This is a genomic window from Vitreimonas flagellata (assembly GCF_004634425.1).
GTDB lineage: Bacteria > Pseudomonadota > Alphaproteobacteria > Caulobacterales > Aquidulcibacteraceae > Vitreimonas > Vitreimonas flagellata.
In genome coordinates, this window is the sequence record NZ_SBJL01000001.1 from 1,017,743 (window position 1) to 1,039,111 (window position 21,369).

Annotated in this window: 13 protein-coding genes and 1 pseudogene; 4 read left to right on the forward strand and 10 right to left on the reverse strand. The window is 61.6% G+C overall.

The window, feature by feature from the left end; all coding sequences use genetic code 11:
- Positions 1 to 177: 177 nt before the first annotated feature.
- The 9 genes and pseudogenes from EPJ54_RS05245 to EPJ54_RS05280 form a co-directional block, all read right to left on the reverse strand.
- Positions 178 to 774, reverse strand: coding sequence for an SCO family protein (locus EPJ54_RS05245; RefSeq protein ID WP_135210597.1), 597 nt, complete (start codon positions 772 to 774; stop codon positions 178 to 180).
- Entirely contained in the window at positions 758 to 2,134 is a 1,377-nt protein-coding gene (locus tag EPJ54_RS05250; RefSeq protein ID WP_135210598.1) for a TolC family protein, read from the reverse strand. The genes EPJ54_RS05245 and EPJ54_RS05250 overlap by 17 nt, the downstream gene beginning before the upstream one ends.
- Before the next feature lie 3 nt (positions 2,135 to 2,137).
- Entirely contained in the window at positions 2,138 to 3,484 is a 1,347-nt protein-coding gene (locus EPJ54_RS05255) for an HlyD family type I secretion periplasmic adaptor subunit (protein ID WP_135210599.1), read from the reverse strand.
- Complete coding sequence (locus EPJ54_RS05260; protein WP_167755585.1) at positions 3,481 to 5,301, reverse strand: type I secretion system permease/ATPase; 1,821 nt, start codon at positions 5,299 to 5,301, stop codon at positions 3,481 to 3,483. The genes EPJ54_RS05255 and EPJ54_RS05260 overlap by 4 nt, the downstream gene beginning before the upstream one ends.
- Before the next feature lie 199 nt (positions 5,302 to 5,500).
- Positions 5,501 to 9,139, reverse strand: a complete 3,639-nt coding sequence (locus tag EPJ54_RS20370) for a beta strand repeat-containing protein (RefSeq protein WP_476723324.1) — start codon at positions 9,137 to 9,139, stop codon at positions 5,501 to 5,503.
- A pseudogene (locus EPJ54_RS20375) lies at positions 9,119 to 11,719 on the reverse strand (peroxidase family protein); the annotation flags it as partial. The gene EPJ54_RS20370 and the pseudogene EPJ54_RS20375, both read right to left, overlap by 21 nt.
- Positions 11,720 to 14,271: 2,552 nt before the next feature.
- Positions 14,272 to 15,723: a sensor histidine kinase gene (locus EPJ54_RS05270; protein ID WP_135210602.1), complete on the reverse strand. Its 1,452-nt coding sequence runs from the start codon at positions 15,721 to 15,723 to the stop codon at positions 14,272 to 14,274.
- Positions 15,710 to 16,375, reverse strand: a complete 666-nt coding sequence (locus EPJ54_RS05275) for a heavy metal response regulator transcription factor (RefSeq protein ID WP_135210603.1) — start codon at positions 16,373 to 16,375, stop codon at positions 15,710 to 15,712. Before EPJ54_RS05275 ends, EPJ54_RS05270 begins: the two co-directional genes overlap by 14 nt.
- Before the next feature lie 372 nt (positions 16,376 to 16,747).
- Positions 16,748 to 19,144, reverse strand: coding sequence for a heavy metal translocating P-type ATPase (locus EPJ54_RS05280; protein ID WP_135210604.1), 2,397 nt, complete (start codon positions 19,142 to 19,144; stop codon positions 16,748 to 16,750).
- Positions 19,145 to 19,238: 94 nt separating this feature from the next.
- Between EPJ54_RS05280 and cueR the strand changes: the two genes are divergently transcribed.
- Entirely contained in the window at positions 19,239 to 19,664 is a 426-nt protein-coding gene (cueR, locus tag EPJ54_RS05285) for a Cu(I)-responsive transcriptional regulator (RefSeq protein WP_135210605.1), read from the forward strand.
- Positions 19,665 to 19,674: 10 nt separating this feature from the next.
- Here cueR and EPJ54_RS05290 read toward each other — a convergent pair whose 3' ends face one another.
- Positions 19,675 to 19,929 (reverse strand): hypothetical protein, encoded by a 255-nt coding sequence (locus EPJ54_RS05290; RefSeq protein WP_135210606.1) that lies wholly within the window; start codon positions 19,927 to 19,929, stop codon positions 19,675 to 19,677.
- A 158-nt stretch (positions 19,930 to 20,087) separates the two neighbouring features.
- Here EPJ54_RS05290 and EPJ54_RS05295 point away from each other — a divergent pair, with 158 nt between their 5' ends.
- Genes EPJ54_RS05295 through EPJ54_RS05305 form a run of 3 tightly spaced genes read left to right on the forward strand, consistent with a single transcriptional unit; the run spans position 20,088 to position 21,357 of the window.
- Positions 20,088 to 20,363 (forward strand): hypothetical protein, encoded by a 276-nt coding sequence (locus EPJ54_RS05295; protein WP_135210607.1) that lies wholly within the window; start codon positions 20,088 to 20,090, stop codon positions 20,361 to 20,363.
- Positions 20,360 to 20,803 (forward strand): Spy/CpxP family protein refolding chaperone, encoded by a 444-nt coding sequence (locus EPJ54_RS05300; RefSeq protein WP_135210608.1) that lies wholly within the window; start codon positions 20,360 to 20,362, stop codon positions 20,801 to 20,803. The genes EPJ54_RS05295 and EPJ54_RS05300 overlap by 4 nt, the downstream gene beginning before the upstream one ends.
- A gap of 32 nt (positions 20,804 to 20,835) precedes the next feature.
- A complete protein-coding gene (locus tag EPJ54_RS05305; RefSeq protein ID WP_239590766.1) occupies positions 20,836 to 21,357 on the forward strand; it encodes an RNA polymerase sigma factor in 522 nt (173 codons plus the stop codon).
- Positions 21,358 to 21,369: the final 12 nt, after the last annotated feature.

The window sequence follows — 21,369 nt, forward strand, 5'->3', positions numbered from 1 at the left end:
CCAACACGACGCGCAAACTGTCCGCGCGGCCTATTATAGCACGTCCTGTCGTCGGGACCCGCCCGGATCCACCACCCCAGCGTGCATCGCCAGCTGCATCCGCATTAAGCGCGGTCATCGCGTCGTTGCTGCTGTGGGCCGGCTTGATTTGGACAGCCGAGAAAATCCTCGGGATGATTATTGGCTGACGAGCGCCCGGAGGCGTTCGTCAATCACGCCCTGATCGGCGCCATAGGCAATGACATCCGCCACACGCGCATCCCGACCGACCAGGAAAACGGTCGCCGTGTGATCCATTGTGTAATCCCCAGATTCCAACGGCACACGCGCGGCAGATACATCAAACGCCTCGCGTAGCCTCGCGAGCGCTTCCTGACTACCCGTGAAGCCCGTCACCTTTGGTCCAAAGCCAGCGAAATATTGCGCCATGCGTTCGGGTGTATCGCGATCAGGGTCCACGGTGACAAAGTCGATCCTGAGATCGGCGACGGGCTCGCCGATACGATCAGCCGAAGCTGTCAGCTCGTAGATCGTCACCGGGCATATGACGGGACACCGCGTGAAGCCGAAAAACAAAGCGCGCGGCGCGCCGGCCAGTTCACCCCAACGAACGGAAGCGCCTGCGGAACTTGTCAGCGTCACATCATCAAGGCCCCGGCCAAGGTTGGCGAACTCATTCGGCGCCGCAGGGGCGCACGCGGATACGCCAACGAGGCTTGCCGCGCCGCTTGCCAACACAAGTCGACGCGTGAAGCGTTCACCACCAATCGTCATTGTCCACAATCACCGGTTCGCGCCGACGCTCACGACGCGGATGCGCCACCGCCTCAACGCCGAGCAATGGCGCAATAGTGCCCACTGCCGCAGCGAGCGCACGCTCTGAGATCGCGAGATCGCGTTCTGCTTCCGCCATGGAAACGCGCGCGCTCAAACGCTCCTGCTCCTGGTTCAAGACATCAATCATGGACCGTTGACCAAATTGCTGCTCGCGACGCGCGCCACGGCTTGCAAGGTCCGCCGCATCAAGCCTTATACGCGACGCCTCCACCCGCGCGCGCGCCGCCTCCACGTCGGACCAGGCCACATTCACGCGTTCATTCACGCGCCGTTGGGTCTCGAGCAACCCATAGCGCGCGGCGTCACGCACGTGTCGTTGCTGCCGCTCGCGCGAACGATTGGCGCCGCCCGAGAAGAGCGGCACCTGTACGCGCACAGACACCGTACTTTCGAACTCTTGATTGAAGTCGGTGGAGCCGCCAATCGCATCGAAGGTCGAGTTCGACGATTCCAGGAACAACCTCAGCCGTCCATTTGCCGCGGCGAGATCCACCGCCGCGTTGGCGGCGGTTACTTCCGCGGCCGCAGCCACCAACGCCGGGTGATCATCCTCAGCACGTGCGAGCGCATCAGACAAACTCTCCGGCAACCCCGCCAACGGCGGCGGCGGCGCAAGCTCCCGGGGGAGATGCCCGACAACGCGGGCATAGAATTGTGTGGCCTCGATCATCCGCGCACGCGCACGCGAGATATCGGCGCGCGCCTGCGCCGCACGCGCTTCCGCTTGTGCGACATCTGTCCGCGTCAAGAAACCTTCTCGCTGGTTGGCGCGGGCAAAGCGCACCTGCTCTTCAAGGTTCGTCAGCAGCTCTTCCTGCGCGAGCAGCGCTTCACGCGTGAAGATCGTCTGCGCATAGGCTTGAGTGAACTCAAGCGCCGCACCTTGAATAGCTTCCTGATAAAGCGCCACTGCCGATGCGATTTGCGCCCGCGCCTGGCGCGTCGACGCCAACACACGCCCGGACCCGAACAGCAACGTCGAGGCGCGCACCGATGCGATCCAATATTCCGGTTGCTCTCGGATCGTGAAGGCCGGCGTGAATTCGTCCTCCGTGCTATCCTGCTCGATGGCGCTCGCATCGACCGAAACTTGCGGCAATATTTCTGACCACGCCTGGGGCAGCGCCTCACGCACGGCGCGGACGCGCGCGCGCTCGGCGGCCAATGTCGGACTCGTGGAAATCGCGATCATCGCCTCGGATTCGAACGTCGCCCGCTCGGTCTCCTGCGCCGCCGCGTCAAACGAGGCAGTGGCGATCAGCATAACAATACCAACAGACGCAGCAGACAAACGCATCGATTAATTCTCTCGGAAGGACCGCCACACGGTCTGACTGAGCGGCTCCAGTAGATATTGCAGTGCTGTGCGTTTGCGCAGCGGAATCATGACCTCGACGGGCAGACCAGGCGAAAGTCGCAGATCGTCGCCGCCCATCGCCGCCGTGAGCCGCTCGAGTTCAGAACTCGGTGCGCGGATTTCGGTGACGAAGTACGGCGCGCCGCTGCGCTCATCTTCGAACCTGTCGGCCGAGACGCGGCTTACCTCGCCTCGCAGATAGGGCATTTGCCGGCCTTCGAATGCGGCAAGGCGCACATTGACCGGCTGGCCCACTGCGACATTGTCGGCGTCGATCGGTCTGATGCGCACACTCATGATCATATCTTGTTCGTCAGGAACGATCTCCAGAATGCGCTCCCCCGGGCCCACGACCGCGCCTTCATTGAAGAAAGAAAGTCCCACCACCACGCCAGAGGTTGGCGCGCGAACCCGAGAAGATTCCAATTGTGTGCGCACGGCATGGAGACGCGGAATCACTTCCGCGAGCTGTGTTTCGGTCACACGCAGCTCTTGGGCGATCAATTGCGCGCGATCCTCTCGGATGGAGAGAGATTGCATTTGCGCCTCGCCGATGCCTTCGCGCGATTGCTCAATCAATCCCTGCAATTCCGCTCTACGCCCAGCGAGTTCGGACTGCGTGCGTTCGACACTGCGCACGCGCGTCTCCGCAGCGAACCCTTCCGCCGCCAAAGTGCGCAAGCCCTGCAGCTCCTCGCTGATCAGCGCGTGCTGCTGATCGATGGCGGCAACCTGCTCGCGGTAACCGGCAATACGTGCGCTCAATTGTGATTGGCGTTGCCCTTGGACGCCCGTCTGTGCGCGAACGGCGGATCGTCTGGCGCGTAGCTCATCTTGATGGCGCGCCAACACGGCATCGGCCAACGAGACATATTCCGACGGCAAATTCGCCCAACTTGCAGGCCGTTGCACTCGTGTCGCGCGCGCCGCCTCCGCCAACAAGCGCTCCCGAGACGCCTCCAGTTCAATCGCTTGCCCGGCGAGCGCGCGCTCCTGTGCGCGCAGTTCCACCGCAGAGAGTTCGATAAGAATCTGATCTTCTTCGACGTGATCCCCTTCACGCACAGCAACGCTTGAGATCACGCCGCCCTCGCGATGCTGCACGACCTGGCGATTGCCCGAAACGATCACTTCGCCCACCGCCACGACGCCGGCATCCAGCGGTGCAAAGGCCGCCCAAAGTCCGAACACGCCGAAGAACACCGCAAGCACGACCACACCAAGGCGCCCCTCTCGCCACGGATTGTCGTTGAGCGCCTCAAATTCGGTAGGTGGCGGCTCCATCTTCATGAACGCGCCCCAACAGGTGCAGACTTAGGCGCGGCCGCTGCTTGGATCTTGGCAAGCACGGATTGTCGCGGTCCATACTCGATGACACGCCCGTCTCGAAGCACCAGCAATTTGTCAACGATACCGATGATGCCGGCTCGATGGGCCACCACCACAACAACGCCGCCACGTGCGCGTACGCGCTGGATCGCTACGGCCAACGCGGCCTCGCCCTCTTGGTCCAAGTGCGAATTCGGCTCATCCAGCACGAGCACGCAGGGCTGGCCGAAAAGCGCGCGCGCCAGCGCTATACGTTGCGCCTGACCGGGTGAAATGCCCGAGCCTGACGGCCCCAGTTCGGTTTCGTAGCCGCGCGGCAAGCGCAAGATGAGATCGTGCGCGCCAGCCTCGATCGCAGCCGCCACGACACTTTCGCCGATCGCTTCGCTTGTCTCAGGCGTTCTCGGCACGAAGGACGAGATGTTGTCAGCGATCGTGCCGTCGAACAAATCGATGCGCTGCGGCAGATAACCGATGTGGCGAGACAGAGCCTCTTCATCCCAGTCCGCATACCGTGCGCCATCCAATCGCACCGCGCCCATTCGGGGCGTCGCCGCATTCGCAAGCACGCGCGCAAGCGCTGTCTTGCCGGCGCCGCTGGGACCGATGACGCCAACAACCTCACCCGGCTCGATCTGCAAGGACACGCCTTGCAGCGCCAATGTGCGTCCATCCGGGGCGGTCGCTGAGATTTGCTCAAGCTCGAGTCGCCCTTCCGGGGTCGGCAACGGCGTACGCGCCATTGACGTCGGCATGGCTGCAAACAATTTCCGCAATGCGAGATAGGAGGTGTGCGCCATACCCAATTGTCGCCAGCCGCCCACGATCTGTTCAACCGGCGCGAACGCGCGCGCCGTCAGGATGGTCGCCGCGATAATGGCCCCAGGTGAGATTTCCCGCTGTACCGCCAAAAAGGCGCCCAGTCCCAACGCGGCGGATTGCAGCAGCATGCGCGTCGCCTTCGTGATCGACGAGTATCCCGCACCCGTTATGGCGACATCGGTTTGAGCGCCGACGAAATCGGCGCGCGCCTTTCCACGACGATGGCGAAAGCGAGAATTGGCGCCCAGCGCATGGATAGTCTCAGCGGCGTTCAAGTCTGCATCGCTTGCCGAATAGAAACGCGCAGCCAGGCTCGACAAACGAGAGATCGAGTCACGTGAGCTTCGCTCGTTCGCCAGCGCCAGCAGCAAAATGATAACGGCGCCAACGATGGCGAGCACGCCGATCCAAAAATGGATCACAAAACAGATAATGATGAAGAGCGGCGTCCAGGGCAGATCCAGCAAACCCGCGGCCGCGGGGCTTGTGATGCCCGTGCGCAGATTGTCCAGATCACGGCTTGTGGCTTCCGGCTGTGCGCCCGCGCGGCGCGCGCGCATCCCCTCTTCAATCACGGCGTCCGCCGCGAGACGTTCGACGCGAACCGAAGCACGCGCCAAGAGTCGCGATCGAATAGAATCAAGCAGCGCCAAAACCGCTAAACTTGCGATTAGCACCACGCTTAGCAAAACAAGCGTTAGCACCCCGCTCGTTGGGATTACGCGATCATAGACCTGCAGCATGTAGAGCGATGGCGCCAAATACAGCAGATTGATCGCCGCGCTAAAGCCCACGATCAACATCACATGCGTACGCAGACTCTGCGGTCCGCGGCTCATCATCTGCGCGGCGGAAAATGTTTCGAGCTGCTCAGGCGGCAGATTAAAGAACCGGTCAATTGACGCACGCAGCGCACCGATACGCGTGCGCACGAAGTCGGCCGCGCGCGACAGCAAGGCCTGTCCCCGTGCCCACAACTCAACCAATGAAAGACGTGGAAATCTTATGCCCAGCCCAGCCACGGCCCATACTCTCGCGTAACGCTCATAACCCTTGCGTACAGGTTCCCCGAGCGACAGCCGTTTCCCCAACCGGCTTAGCGCGCACACCATCTGCGCGCGGTCGCTTGGTTAAGAGCGACCGCGCGCAGAGATTTTACGGCGCGAGCAAGAAATCCGAAGCCGTAATGTTGGCTACGGTCTCTCCCAGCAGCGTAATGGTTTGGCCGTTGATCGTGACAAGAACGTCCGCCCCTTGCTGGACGATCGTCACCGAGGCAGCGAAATTCGCCGCGGTGACGCCCAAGGCGCTGATGTCCAACAGATCCTGACCACCAGTTGGATTTTCGTCGAACCCGGTGATCCGATCGGCTCCGAACGCGCCGCTGAAGACGAACGTATCGTTGCCAGCGCCGCCATTCAGATCGTCGTTGCCCAAACCGCCAATGAGCGTATCGCTGCCGCCACCGCCATTGAGGTTGTCGTTGCCGCCGCCGCCATTCAAGGTATCCGAACCGCCGGCGCCATCGAGGTCGTTGGCGCCGCCGTCGCCCAGAATTGAGTCGTTCCCGGCGCCGCCGGTTACGTTCTCAATGCCGGCAATGGCGCTGAAGCCGGAGGCCGAACCGGCGCCCAGATCGACCGTGACGCCGTTGCCAGCGCCCGTGCCGGTGTAGTCGAGGCGATCGACCCCGCCGAGCAGATCGGCATTTACCGCTTCGATATTGATCAGCGTCGTGCCGTTGGCGTTGGTGAGACGTGCGCCATTCCACACGGCCGTCAGCGTATTCGCAGCGGTCGTGCCGTTTATGCGCAATGTATCTACATCGGCGCCGCCATCGTACGAGCTGTCTGTCCCATCACCGAAATTGTAGATGATGAGATCGTTGCCCGCGCCGCCATTGACGACATCGCCGTTGCCTGCACCGCCCGAGAGCGTGTCATTGCCTGCGCCGCCATTGATGACATCGGCAGAATCGCCGCCATCGATGATGTTCGCATTGGTGTCCCCGGTAATGTTATCGGCGCCGAATGAGCCGATAATGCCCTCAATGCCCGACAGCGAGTCCGTGCCTGTCTGCGCACTCGTCGCCGAGCCGGTCGACACGTTAACCACCGCGCCGGCTGTCGTGTTCGCTAGGCTGTAGAAGTCAACGCCAAGGCCGCCAACATAGGTGTCATTGCCGTCACCCGTTGAGGCAACGAGAATGTCATCACCGCCGGCGCCATCGATCGTGTCGGCCCCATTGAGACCGGTAAGGATGTTCGCTCCAGCGTTGCCGACAATGTTGTCGTTACCCAACCCGCCGGTCACGTTCTCAATGCCAGCGATTGTGGTGAAACCGGACGCCACGCCAGTTGTCAGATTGACCGCAACAGCCACAGCCGCGAGCGTTGTTGAATAATTCAACGTATCGCTGCCCGCGAGCAGATTGGCGTTGACCACCTCGACGTTGGTGACGTTGCCGTCCTCAACGGTGACAAGACGCGTGCCATTGAAGCGGACGTCGAGCACGTCGTCGCCGGTCGTGCCGGTGATCGCCAATGTATCGTTGCCTGCCGCGCCGTTCACGGTGTCTGTGCCGTCGCCAATCGTGTACTGGATCAGGTCGTCGCCGCCGCCGCCATTGATGTTGTCATTGCCGGCGCCGCCATTGAGCGTGTCGTTATCAGCGTCGCCGTTGAGCGAGTCGCCGCCGGCTTCTCCCAGGAGAACGTCCGCACCCGCGCCGCCGTTCAGAATGTCGCCGCCAGCGCCGCCTTCAAGCACATCCCCACCAGCTGCGCCGTTGAGTGTGTCAGCGCCGTTTAGACCGAGGATACGATCGGCGAACGCCGTACCCGTGATGACATTGGCGCCATTGGTGCCGGTGATGAAATCGCCGACGGCGTCGGTTGCCGCCGAGGTCACCGTTTCTGTCGTGCCGAAATCATCAGTGTAGGTAACGATGGCGCGCAACGGGCGACCAATCTGCGCCGCCGCAACAAGGAATTGCTGCAGATTGGCGCCGGCGATGTCTTGCCATGTGCCATTCGCCAATTGCTGTTGCCACTGGAACGTGAATACCGCGCCGTCCGTGCCGTCCGGATCGATAAACGCCACATTGGCCGTGAGGATATCTCCCTCTGTCGGCGTCGTATCGCTGATCACCAGCGCCCCCACCGGTGCGTCATTGAGCGGCGTCACCGACGCCGTCGGCGCCGAGAACACCGTCTCCAGCACGCCGTTCTCGTCGATGTAGTTGAAGCGGACGCGCAGTTGCGCGCCAGCTTCCAATTGGGTCACGCGGAACGTCGGCCCGGTTGCCGGCACTGGGCCTTCATTGCCGTTGGCGCCGCCAACAACCATGATGTCTTGCCAGGCGCCATCGCCGCCATCGGCCTGCCAGGTGATCGAGGAGAGCCCCGTGATCACGCCTCCGGTCGCGATATTGTCCGGATCCGTGACGCCCGAAACATCAACTGTCAGCAATTGGCCTTCAGCAGGCGTTGTGTCGTTGATCAGCGGTACGCCAACGGGACCCTCATTTGCAATATCGCCCAGTTGAACGACGGTGTCGTTGAACTGCATGCGCTCGATGTTGCGCAGGTAGTCGAAGCCATCAATGCCCACGGCGCCCGGTACGATGACACCCGCGCCGTCACGCTGCAGATGGATCACTTGAATGAAACCATCGCCGTCTTGATCGCTGATCCCCTCGAAGGTGTCTTGGCCTTCGATAAAATAGTCCGCGCGATTGCCCGTGAACACAGCCGTGTCGATGTCGGGTGTCGCTGAGGTCAATATCTCACGCACGATCCCAAGCTGGCTCACCTTGAGCGTACCGGCGAGCATCTCATTTTGGATCGTCTTCATGCTCGTGACGCGCTCGTTTGCGTCATTGAAGTCGCCATCATTGTTGCGATCGACACCGATGGCCACCTGCAAGTAGGCGTCGCCATCCAGAACGTCGTTGCCGCCGCGGCCCTCGATCATATCCGATCCGCCGCCGCCCAGGATGATGTTGCCGCCGGTGAACATGTCGTCGGCGTCGCCCACTACTCCGTTCGCGCCAGCGCCAAGTTGACCAAGCAATTCAGCCAAACCATCAATACGCGCGATGCCCTCTGCATTGAGTTCATGGCCGGTCAGCGTGAGCTCAGGTTCGGTGAGCGGGTCGGCTACACGATCATCGCCACGAAGTACGTCGTCGAGTTGCGATCCTGACAACGCTTCAACCATGTCGAAGCGATCGAGCGTGGCGCCCGGATCGCCCGGCAATGGCGGCTGGCCAAACACACGGATTTCCATGTCAGCGACAGCGCCAAACTCGGTGTTGTTCTGATAGCTGACCCAATCGAACCCGATGAAGCCTTCGAGGCGGTCAGTGCCGAGGCCGGACACCATGATGTCATCGCCGCCGAACGAGTCGAAATCGTTGGGCGCGCCGCCGCCGATGATCACATCGTGGCCGCCATTGACATCCTCACCCGCGAAGTTCAACGCGGCGCCGTCCACGTCGGCGTTATCGCCAGCGAGCGTGCCGATGCCGAAGGCGGATTCCACCCAATCGTCGCCGAAGCCGCCGACCAAGCCCACAAGCGTGCCGTCGCCGGTGATGAAGTCGTTACCCAGACCGGCGAACACTTCATCGCCTTCACCGGTGCCGAGGTTCACGAAATCATTGCCGCGACCGCCGATGACCAAGTCGATGCCGTCGCCGGCGTGAATGACGTCATCACCATCGCCGCCTTTGATATTACCATCAAAGGCATTGTCGGTGATGATGTCATTGCCGTCGCCGCCATTCAGAATGTCGAAGCCGCCGCCGCCTTCGATCCGGTCGTCGCCACCGTCACCCCAGGCGGTGTCGTCGCCAATGCCGCCGATTAGGATGTCATTATTCTCAGTGCCGCCGAGCACAACGTGGCCGCCGCCATTGTAGCGGAGGTAGTTCGTATCGGCGCCAAGTGTATCCGGGTTGTTGCGTGAGACGAGCGGTGTGAACAGATTATTGGGCTCACCTTCGTCGGCCCAAGTCGGGTCGGCATTGCCATTTGGCCCAAGGCCCGTGTGTTGTTGCGATTGGTCGACCTCAAGCGTCCAATCCGGGGTGGCAAACACGTCGCCCGGCAAGTGCTTCAGGTCAGTGTTGCGCATAATGAGGGAGGCAAACGAATTGCCTTCCAGCTCGGAGAGGAAGTTGAGGCCCGAGAAGCGCGCCAGATAATAGAAGCGGTCGCCGTTCTGGAGCATCTCCATCTGCGTTTCAAAGATAAACGCAAACGTCGTACCGAGCATGCTGCCGAAGGGCGGCGGCATTTCGGCGAGACCGCCGATCCACAGATCGACATCTTCCAGACCGCCAAGAGAGCCACCCGCATAGGCGCCGGTGGCATTCAAGAACGCCAACGCGTCGGTGGGCGCCGCAATCACGCGTCCGTCCGCCAACACCTGATCCACTCCAGTGACGATCGCCATCGCCGCCGCACGGCGGCCTTCCATCGTCGTTTCCGCCGTGATCAGCGCGTGGGTGCCGTACGCCGCGATGAAATTGATCACCGACGCCGGGTGCTTCACGTTCTGCGCAAAGTCGATCCAGCTCGTATACGGCGTCAGCGCAGAATCGCCGTTCATCGCGTAAATCTGGCGACGCGCTTCGTTCAGCCCGGGAACGCCGGTGTCACGACCGCGCGCTAGATTGAGGGCCGCAAGGTCCAGCGGCAAGCCGACCAGATTGTTGCGCAACGCTTCGGTGATGAATTCATCGATGGCGTTGCCCGATTGACGGGTCATGCCCCGGATGATGGCGGCTGACGCTTCGGCCGCATCAACACCGCTCGCCACGAACTCCACCGGATTGAGGAACGCGGCGATCAGCCCGATCTGTTGTTCTTCAGGGCCAGCGACACCACCCGCGCCGATGACGTTGAAATCCGCATCGAAGCGATCGACCGTCTCAGTCAACATAGAGTGACCGAAGCGATACACGACGTGGGCGAACTCGGCGAAGATCGCCGGGTTAATCGTCATATCGATATTGATGAAGATATCGATGCCCGGGTGGACCTTACGCGCGAACTCTTCGAAGACGAGGTGCTGATACTGCATCTCAGTGAAGACACGTGCGGCTTGGAATACACGTTCGCCGTTGAACTCTTCGTCGCTGATGCCGTCCAGGATGCGCGCATCGAACGCCGCATCGCTCTCACCTGGCAGGCGCGAGACCCAGCCGCGCACAAAGTCGGAAATGCCGTCGGTCGCCAGGATCGCGCGCACCTCGTCGTGGATCGCGCCCACCAGGCGATTGTGCTCGGAGTGGAAGATGGTGTGAACGGCGGTGAGGCCGATGTTCTCGTTGCCGCGACCGTCACCCGTAATGAAGTGCGCTTCGAGCAATTCATCGTCATAGGTGCCCGGCAGACCATCATTGTTGCCAACCAGATCGTCGGCGTCCGCAGTCTGGTTGATCCGCGGTGTGGCCGGACTTCCGTCATGGTCAAACACGCCCGGCGCGGCGCCATGCGCAATGTCATCCAGGAACGCGTGATTGATGCGAACCACGGAGCCTGACGTGAACGACGAACCAGCCGCCGCAAGCGCTGCCGAGATCGCCGCCGGGTCGTTGATGTCCAAGCCGCCCGCGACGCCTTCGACGTAAACAATCTCGTCGTCGGCGGTGCCGCTGATCCCATCGGCGCCATTGCCGACGCGAACACCGATCTGCGCGTACCCATTGGCGCCGGGAATGAAGCGCCCGTAGGCGTCGGTCATGACGAGCGGGATGTTGTGCACGTCATGATCGCTGAACAGCACGCCCAGCATGTCGCGCGCCTGGTTCTTGATGTCCGCCCACGTCGCCAATCCGCCGTGCGCACCATCCAAGAAGCGCCCCGTCGACACCGCGTCGCCGTTATCGTTGAGCCGGTATTCGCGGAGGAAAACCTGGTGCGCCGGGTGTGACGTGTAGGTCTGGTTTTGATCGATGAAGGGTGTTGTTTGGTTGTTGTGCTCGCGGATGTCATCGGCCGTGCCGAGAATTCCGTCCGGGCCACGCCCGTTCGTCGCTCGCGTCAACAGCATGAAGTTGGGGCTGTCATCGCTCGTGTTGGCCACGCCATCGGCGCCGAAACCATCGTCCGCACTGACCACACCATCCGCACCGAAATCATAGAGCGGATCATCGGGCATCAACGGCATGAAGACCGTGCCCGAACCACCCTTGTTCACGAGATCGAGACCGTGATCGAAGAACTGGCCAAACAGCGTAAACCAGCTGTTGAACGGCGCCGACAAGCCTTCATCGGGGGCGATATTTGGAATGAAGAAGACGTCGCGATCGTCACCTGTGCCAAAGGCCCCATCGAGGCCCGGACTTTGGACGATCGGCGCGCCCTCAAGCGCTGCATCCAGCGCTGCCTGAGCTGCGACTACCGCGGCATTCGCCTCCGCGGCTTCGCTCACAGCGGCATCGTAAGCCGCCTGGGCGCTGGCGGCGGCAGCGGCGGCGGCCGCTGCATCCGCGCCAAGCGCTGCGGCATTCGCCGCGCTTGCGGTTGCGAGCGCCAACAATGTGTCCGCTTGTGCGTTCGCCTCCGCGGCCGCAATCACCGCCGCGTCGTACGTCGCCTGCGCGGCGTCGATCGTTGCTTGCGGAATGTCCGCGTTTTGCAGCGCTGTCAGCGCATCCAGCGCGGCTTGCTCAGCGGCCGCCGCAGCATCGGCCTGCGCCTGCGCATCCGCAGCCGACGCAGCATCGGCGGCGGCTTGGGCCGCCGCAGCCGTCGCCGCTGCTTGCGCATCCGCATTCGCGAGATTGGCCGCATCCAACTCAGCCTGACGCGTGACAACCAGCGCATTGGCGGCGTCAAGGTCTGCTTGCGCACTTGCCAACGCCGCATTCGCATTCGCCTCGACCAGAGCCGCGGCTGTGGCCGCTGCAGCGGCGGCGTCCGCAGCCGCTTGCGCGGCGTCCGCATCGGCCTGGGCGGCAGCCTGAGCCGCCGCTGCTGTCGCCGCGACGCTGGCGGCGTCTGCGGAGGCAGTGCTGGCAGCAGCAGCAGCAGCATCCGCCAAGTCGGAGGCGGCAATCGCTGCATCCAGGTCGGACTGGCGAGCGTCTCGCACTGCCGTGGCTGCATCGATTTCTTCTTGCGCGGCGCCGTTGGCGATCAGGGTGTCCAGAGCCGCCTGGGCATCGTCCCGCGCCGTCAATGCCGCCGCCTCAGCTGCGTTCGCGTCCGTTGCGGCTTGTTCGGCGGCAACAGCAGCGGCGGCCGCAGCGGCCGCGTCTGCATTGGCCAACGCCAACGCCGTGTCCGCAGCTGCAAGCACCGCCAAAGCCGTCACAAGGTTTGCATTCGCGTTAGCCGCCGCCGCATCCGCCGCGACGCGATCCGCGATCGCAACCGCAAGCGCTGCGTTGGCTGCATCAACATTAGCCTGCGCAACAGTCGCTCCCGCAACGGCGCTATCGAGCGCTGCTTGCGCGGCGATAGCTGCATCAGCCGCAACACCGGCAGCGGCGGCTGCACTAGCGGCGTTCGCCTGCGAAGCTGCAGCGCTTGCCGCCGCAGCCGCTGCCGCCGCGTCAGCAGCATCCGAGGCCGTCACCGCGTCGTCGTAGGCGGCCTGCGCGGCCGCAACCGCCGCCGGCGACACGTCCGCGTTCAAAAGTGCTGTCAACGTCGCCAAGGCGCTTGCTGCGCTTGCATCCGCCGCGCTCGCCGCCGCCTGCGCACTAGCGGCAGCACTCGCATCGGCTTGGGCCTGTGCCTGTGCGGCGGCCGCCGCAGAAGCGGCGGCGGCAGCTTGCGCATTTGCGGTGGTCAGAGCCGCCAAGAGCGGGCCGACCTCGGCGCTCTGTCCCGCAGCCAATGTTTGCGCGTTCTGAAGCGCTTGCTGAAGCGCTGGCACGTTGTCGCCGTTCGATATCCCCGCCACTTGCAGAGCAACGATGACAGCCGCCGGATTGTTCGGCGTTTGATCGACAATCAAGTTCGAGATGAGACGAATCTGGGGATCGAATACGTAGCCGGAGGTTTGCAAATAGCTTGTCGAAGAACCGAGTGGTTGTCCGGGTAAGCCCGGCATCGTGACTACACTTGCGTTGCGCCACACTGGATTCAGCAAACGTGGAAAATTCTGATCCGCGGATCCCCACGCCTCTTGGCCTGGAATGATGTGATTGTTCGTGCCGTTTACTGTGCGCAAACCCCACGGGTGAAACGCAGTTGGCGGCAGTGCGCCGCTCTCAGCTAAGATGATTTGATCAAGAATAAACTGAAGATCAGTACGGAATAGCTGAACCATTTTGCGCCCCGTGCATTCGCCATCTCGCGCGTCAATCGCGCGCCCAATGGTTAATGGTTGCGCTTGTTGGCGCGCGCGCTCAATTCAAGTAGCGTCGATGGCGATCATGCGCATTACACTCGCGCACTGCGCGAAGGCGGATCGAGGACGCCGCGCCTTATTCCGTGCTCTGTGCATTTTGTACAACTTAATTTCGCGCCGAAACGCGCAGCGCGCCGCCCTTTTGAAGCGACGTTGCGCACTGCCGTGCGTTGCGATTCAGAAAAAGAAGATGAGGATGAGAGAACCAAAAACGATCGATGTGGCCAACCACAAGCGACCTGGCGCCTCCGTCTCCTCAAGCCACGGTCGCCGCTGAATCGCCACGGCGCGCAACTCCCCCGTCTTCACGGGGCCTCTTAACTTCCTGGAGATGGAATTCTGGCGAACACTTACGCGCTTGCGCTTGTCTCCCGCCGGCCGGGTTCGGCATTTTCGACGACCAAATCGAATAACCGAACGACGTGCAGACATTTCCATCCCCGACAACGCGCCTTCACACGCATCATCGGGAACAACGGTAACTGAGGGCCGATTACGGAGCCGTGACAGCAAAATTACGGGAAAATGACGCCCACATTACACGAGTTGTAATGTTACTTTGGGGCCGTCGGGAAACGGAGCACAACCGACGTCCCTCGCCCAATCTCGCTGTCGAGAGCCATGGCGCCGCCGTGCAAATCCATGATGCTCTTGGCGATAGGCAACCCAAGCCCGAGCCGTCCACTGGAAGGATTTCGCGCCTTATCGGCCCGATAGAACCGATCAAACACTCGCGATTGATCCTCCACGGACACCCCCTCGCCAGTGTCTCGCACTTCGATAGACACCCAATCGTCTTCCTGCCGCCCACTTAAGACCACGGCGCCCCCCTTGGGCGTATGGGCGATCGCGTTGGAGACCAGATTGCTGATCGCGCGTTGGAAGAGGGTTCGATCAACCGCGAGGGTTAAGTCCAGCGGACACACAACGGAAAAATTGAGCCCTGCCTCCTCCGCCGCCGTCTCAAAGTACTCCCGGATCACGTTCAATTCTGTCGCCACGACGACAGAACTCAGATCCAGGTCAATTCGGGTTTGCCGAGCGCGCGCCAGAAAGAGCAGGCTTCCCACGATACTTGAGAGACGCTGACTTTCTTCCACAATGGAAAGAAGCGTGTCTTCGTACTCTTCATTACTGCGCGCGCGAGAAAGCACAACCTCCGAGGCGAGCAACATCTTGTTCACTGGATTGCGAAGTTCGTGCGCCACGTTGTCCGCGTATTGCTGAAGCCCTTCGTTGGCGGATTCCAATTCGTGCAACATCGCATTGTGCGCATCCTCGGTTCGCCGCATGACCTGCCCAATTCGGCGGCCATAGAGCGCAACGCCGACGACGATGAGGAAGATCAACCCCATCACCATCATTTCGAGCTGCCGCAAACTTGATGCGAGCTTGACCTGTCGCGCGAGATTGCGATCCTCGATCGCCTGCACCGCAAGCACCGCGCTCAATAGGTCGCGTGTAAGCCGCGCGTATATTCGATCCATCGTCGCCATGCGTCGGGCGGCGACTTCATCACCTCCGCGCTCAATCTCCGCGAAGATACGATCCGCCTCCGTCATCATCTCTTGCATCTGCAGATCGGCGCTGCGGAGATTTTCAATGACTGTCGAGACGTCTTCTCCCTGCTCTGTCGCAGAAAGACTTTCCAATACCGCGTCACGCTGCGCCTGATATTGCGCGAGACCCGCGTCTCGCCTCACGCGCTCTTGGGCGACGTCATGGCTGTCGAACACATCGTTTCCAGGCGCATTGGCTTCTTGGGCGAATTGCGCAAGCTGAACCACCTCTCCCACACGCTCTGACCAGACGGCGCTGCGACTAACGGATTGCTGATAGAGGCCCATGATATGATTGCTCAGCATCAGAGTGAAGCCGATAGTGAGCAGATCAAATCCCGCAAGAGCGAAGTAGATAAGATCGAGACGTCGGCGCTGGAGCGGCTGCCTTTTCGACGGTTGGACGAACGCTTTGGCGCCGCCAAGCACTTGGTCAGCGAAGGACATAGCCTCGCCCACGCACGGTGTGAATCAATTTGCGTTCAAACGGATCGTCGACCTTCGCACGCAGACGACGGATGTTCACGTCGATCACATTGCTGTCGCCATCAAACGTCATCTCCCACACCGCCTCGGCGATGAACGTTCGGGTGAGGATGTCGCCGCGATGCAAGAGTAGAAGTTCCAACAATTGCAATTCTTTCGCGGTCAGATCGAGTTTGTGATCGCCACGTTCAGCGAAGCCGCGTTTGCCATCGACACGCAGATCCTCAAATTGCAGAGTCTGCGCCACCGCATTCGTGCGCCGTCGCAGCACGGCGTGGATCCGCGCGGCAAGTTCTCCGAACGCATAGGGTTTTACGAGATAGTCGTCGGCTCCATGAGACAAGCCGCGAATACGGTGCGCCACGGAATCCAGCGCGGTCAGCATGAGAACCGGCGTGTCACAGGATTCGGCGCGCATGCGTTCGACGATGCTCCATCCGTCGAGCGAGGGCAGCATCACATCGAGCACCATGAGCCCGTACTGGCCGGTCAGCGCCGCTTGAAGTCCGAGTTCGCCATCATGGCAGACATCGACGACAAACCCCTCCTCGCCGAGCCCCTTTTTAAGGAAGCGCGCCGCCTTCGGATCATCCTCGACCACCAGCAACTTCATAACCGGACCCCACGCCCGGAACAAAAGTTCTCCCCTTGCGCCCCAGAATACAGCGAATTCGCCATCCGAGAGTCACATGCCTGCACGCTCGCGTCAGCCGGAGGCGTCAGTGGAGCACCCCTAGATTGGTTTATCGCACAATCGGTATCACGACCCAAACGTCGCAAGCCCTACGGAGAGATCTGCGAGACGCTACTACGAGCCTGGCAAGCGGCGTGATGCGCCGAAGTCGTCGGCGAATGACCGCCAATGGGCCGCCCCACTTGACCTCACGTACAGCGCCGACATGACGCATTGCTGCCGCAGCGTCTTCTCGGTGACCAAAAAACGCTGCGGCATTGAGGCGGTCGGTCGCGCCACACCCTCACCGCATCAGACCCTGATCGAATTCAGACGCAGGGAGTTCGCAATCACCGAAACCGATGACAACGCCATCGCGGCTGCCGCAATCATCGGTGACAAGAGATCGCCGGTGATTGGATAGAGCACGCCAGCGGCGATCGGCACGCCGGCCACGTTGTACGCGAACGCGAAGAACAGGTTTTGCCGGATGTTGTTCATCGTCGCTCGTGAAACCGCACGGGCGCGAACGATGCCCGTCAGATCGCCATGCAGCAGGGTCACGCCCGCGCTCTCGATCGCAACGTCAGTCCCCGAGCCCATCGCAATCCCGACGTCCGCAGCCGCGAGCGCTGGCGCGTCGTTCACGCCATCTCCAGCCATCGCCACGACCCGGCCTTCGCTCTTCAAGCGCGTAACGATGCGTGACTTATCCTCGGGAAGCACCTCTGCCTCGACAACATCAATGCCGAGCTTGCGTCCGACAGCTTCAGCCGTTGTGCGATTGTCCCCGGTCAGCATTACCAACCGCATGCCTTGAGCTCGCAGCGCGGCTAGCGCGTCCGGCGTTGTCGCCTTGATGCGATCAGCAATGCCAAAGACGGCTGCCGCAACGCCATCGACGCTCAAGAAGATGGCCGTCGCCCCCTCGCGTCTCAGCTCTTCCGCCTTCGCGCTTAGGGCCGCAGTGTCCACGTTTAGCTCGGTGAGGTACTTCTCTGCGCCAAGCGCCACTTCATGGCCTTCCACAACTCCTATCACGCCCTTGCCCGTTGGCGAGTCGAAGTCAGAGGCTTCAGCAAGCGTCAAGCCGCGGTCCTTTGCGGCCGAGACGATGGCCAACGCCAAGGGATGCTCGCTTTGGTTCTCCAAGCTCGCGGCGAAACGCAACACATTTGCCTCGGATTGATTGGATATCGTTTGAATGGCGACGACCGCGGGCTTGCCCTCGGTCAGCGTTCCGGTCTTGTCAAGAACAAGCGTGTCCACTTTCTCGAAGCGTTCGAGCGCTTCAGCATTCTTGATCAGCACGCCAGCGCGCGCACCGCGCCCGACCCCAGCCATGATCGACATCGGCGTCGCCAAGCCAAGCGCACAGGGACAGGCAATGATCAGCACTGAGACCGCTGCAATGAGCCCGTAGGAGAATGCCGGCGACGGTCCGAACGCCCACCACGCGATCAGAGCCACTACGGCCACGGCGATGACGGCCGGCACGAACCAGCCAGAGACCTTGTCCGCGAGTCGTTGGATCGGCGCGCGCGACCGTTGGGCCTCCGCCACCATGTGAACGATACGCGACAGCATCGTGTCCGCGCCGACGCGATCGGCTTCAATCACCAACGCGCCCGTCTGATTGAGCGTCCCGCCGATCACACGAGCCCCGGCCTCACGCGTAACGGGCATGGATTCGCCCGTGACCATCGACTCATCGATCGTCGAGCGTCCGTCTCGAACAATGGCATCCACTGGAATTTTCTCGCCAGGGCGTACGCGGAGGCGATCGCCGACAACGATCTGGTCGAGCGTAACTTCTTCTTCAGAGCCGTCCTTGATACGCCGCGCGGTCTTCGGCGCGAGATCAAGAAGCGCGCGAATTGCGCCGCCAGTTTGCTCACGCGCCCGCAGCTCCAACACCTGGCCGAGCAAAACCAGCACGCTGATAACAGCGGCCGCCTCGAAATAGACGGCAACCAGACCGTGATGATCGCGAAACTCGGGCGGGAACAGTGCTGGAGCGAACAACGCGACAACGCTGTAGACCCAAGCCACGCCCGTTCCCAACGCGATCAAAGTGAACATGTTGAGGTTGCGGGTCTTCAGCGATTGGTAGCCGCGCTCGAAGAATGGAAAACCCGCCCACAATACAACGGGCGTCGCCAATGCGAATTGAATCCAAGGATTCCATGCGGGCGGCACAAATCGATCGATGCCAAGGAAGTGCCTACCCATTTCGAGCAGAAGCACTGGCGCCGCCAACGCAGCGCCCACCCAGAACCGCCTCGTCATATCGATGAGTTCGGGGTTTGGACCGCTATCGGCCGTCGGCGTAATCGGCTCTAGCGCCATGCCGCAGATCGGGCATGAACCGGGACTGTCGCGTATGATCTCCGGGTGCATCGGGCACGTCCACTTCGCGCCTTTCGGAGCGTCAGCAGATGAAGTCGCGGCATGATGATCGTGCGAATGGCCCACGTGATGCCCGTCACCAGAGCTATGCGCTGAGCAACAGACGCCTGCCTCATTCGCCTTCGCGTACTTCTCGGGTTCAGCCGCAAATTTCGTTTTACAGTGTGCGCTGCAGAACAACACGTCCTCGCCCTTGTGAGACAGGCGGTGCGGCGTGTCGGCACTGACGGTCATGCCACAAACAGGATCTCGAAGCGTCTGGCTGGCGGTGCTGGAGTGATGTGTATGGTGTTCCTGCATGGCTTTGCTCTGCGTGTTTGAGTTCTTCGCTTGAAACTCAGCCTGCACCTTCCCACAATGGGAAGGTCAACACGGAAAAATCAGGCGCGTTTCTATGAACATAGGTCAAGCTTCCGAACGGTCAGGCGTCTCGGCCAAGATGATTCGCTATTATGAGAGCGTCGGCCTTCTGCCCTCGGCGGCTCGGCGCGCAAACGGCTATCGCGACTATGGCGATCAGGAAGTTGCCGTTCTCCAATTCGTTCGCCGCACACGCGACCTCGGCTTCTCGCTCGAAGAGGTCTCATCCCTTCTTGCACTATGGAGCAATACGAAACGGCCATCACGCGAGGTGAAGAAGCTCGCAGAAAAGCACATCGCGGACTTGGAGGTTCGCATGGCGGAGATGCGCGAAGTCTCAAAGACATTGAAGAAACTCGCCGGCGCTTGCCACGGCGACGATCGCCCCGATTGCCCTATCCTCGATGACCTCTCTCAGCCCCGCACCAAACGGCCAGCCGCAAAGCGCGCTAAAGCCTAGCGCCCGATCGCTAGTGTTGATGTAGCGCGCCTTGTGCGCGCATCTCGGCGCAATGCCGCATCATCTCCTCGTGGCTCATGCCGCCGTGCTGTGCCGGATCATGGTGAGCGGGATCGTGACCGCCCTGCGCCTGATGCTGCTCCATCATCTGGCAGTGCCGCATCATCTCCTCATGGCTCATCGTCTGATGACCCATCCCCTGGGCCGTCGCGCAACCGCCAAGAGCCGCCGCAGACAGAAACACCGCAATAAATCCAGACCGCATCGTAATCCTCCTGGCAGGCTTGCAGCAAAAGACTGCAGTCAGTCAAAATACGCAGCCAACGAAGAAATCCCTCCAGACGCGGGCGATGTTGAGGGAAATCAACAGATGGCGCGTAATAGGTCTGCGAGCCGTCGCGCCGAGGAGCTCCAGAGAAGCCCATGTCCGATCTTGATAGGTTGCTGGCCACATGGTCAGCTCGCCCAGCCCCTGCCGATCTCAGCCAACTTGAGCCGCAAGTATGGGCGCGTGTCGGCACGAGCGATCGCAGCTCGGCCCGTGGGGTGCTCGGCTTTCGGGTCGCCCTCGTCGCCTCTGTCATGGCCCTTGGCGTCATCGCCGGCGGAGCGGCAAGCGCCACGGCCGAACCCGAAGTCTCGCCGTTTGCGACACACTCAGCTTACGCGCCTTCGACCTTGCTTGAAGGTGGCAAGTGAACCTCTCGTGGCGGGGACTGGCGATCACTGCGCTTGTGGCCTTTGCTGCTGGCGCCGGCGGCGTCTGGGTCGGGATGACCGGGATGCACGCATTTCATCATGGCCGCCCTGGCTTACATGATGTTGTGCACGAGCGGCTTGATCTCACCGAAGAGCAAACAACCCGAATTGAAGCCATCGAAGCCGAGTTCGCGACGCGTCGGCGCGCACTCGAGATGGAAATGCAAGCCGCCAACGCTGACTTGGCCGCCGCAATTCGCGAAGAACACGGCTACGGCCCGCGCGTAACGGCCGCAATTGAACGCTTCCACCACGCCATGGGCGAGCTTCAATCGGAAACGATCCGCCATGTCTTCGCGATGCGCGAGGTGCTGACGCCCGAACAGCAAGCGATTTTTGACACCACTGTCGTTGACGCCCTCACCGCAGAGCAACAATGACCGAACCAGACGAGCGCGACGACGCCGCGCTCGTGGCGGCCGTTCTGGCGGGCGATCAACGTGCATTCACACAGCTTATGCGGAGACACAAGGACAGCCTCTATCGCTTCGTGCGGGGTTACGTGGGTGATGCGAGCGAAGCCTATGATCTGGTGCAGGAATCTTTCGTCGCCGCCTGGCACGCACTCGCCCGCTATGATCGGCAACGCTCTTTCGGAATCTGGCTGAAACGCATCGCCATCAACAAGTGCCGCGATTGGCGCCGCCGCCGCGCCGTGCGCGCGTTCTTTTACGATGCCGAGGATATTGATCGTCCCGGCCTCGACATTGCTCAACCGATCGCCGCCGCGAAAGAACGCGAAGATGAATTGGCCCGGCTCGACGATGCCATCGCCGCACTTCCCGCGAACCTCAAGGAACCGCTGCTCCTCTCGCTCATGGGAGAGATGTCTCATCGTGACATCGCCGAGGCGTTGGGAATGACCGCCAAGGCCGTTGAGGTCCGCATTTACCGCGCCAAACGAGCCCTCGCAGGAGCGCTGGCGACCCGTTGAGGGGTTTGCGGC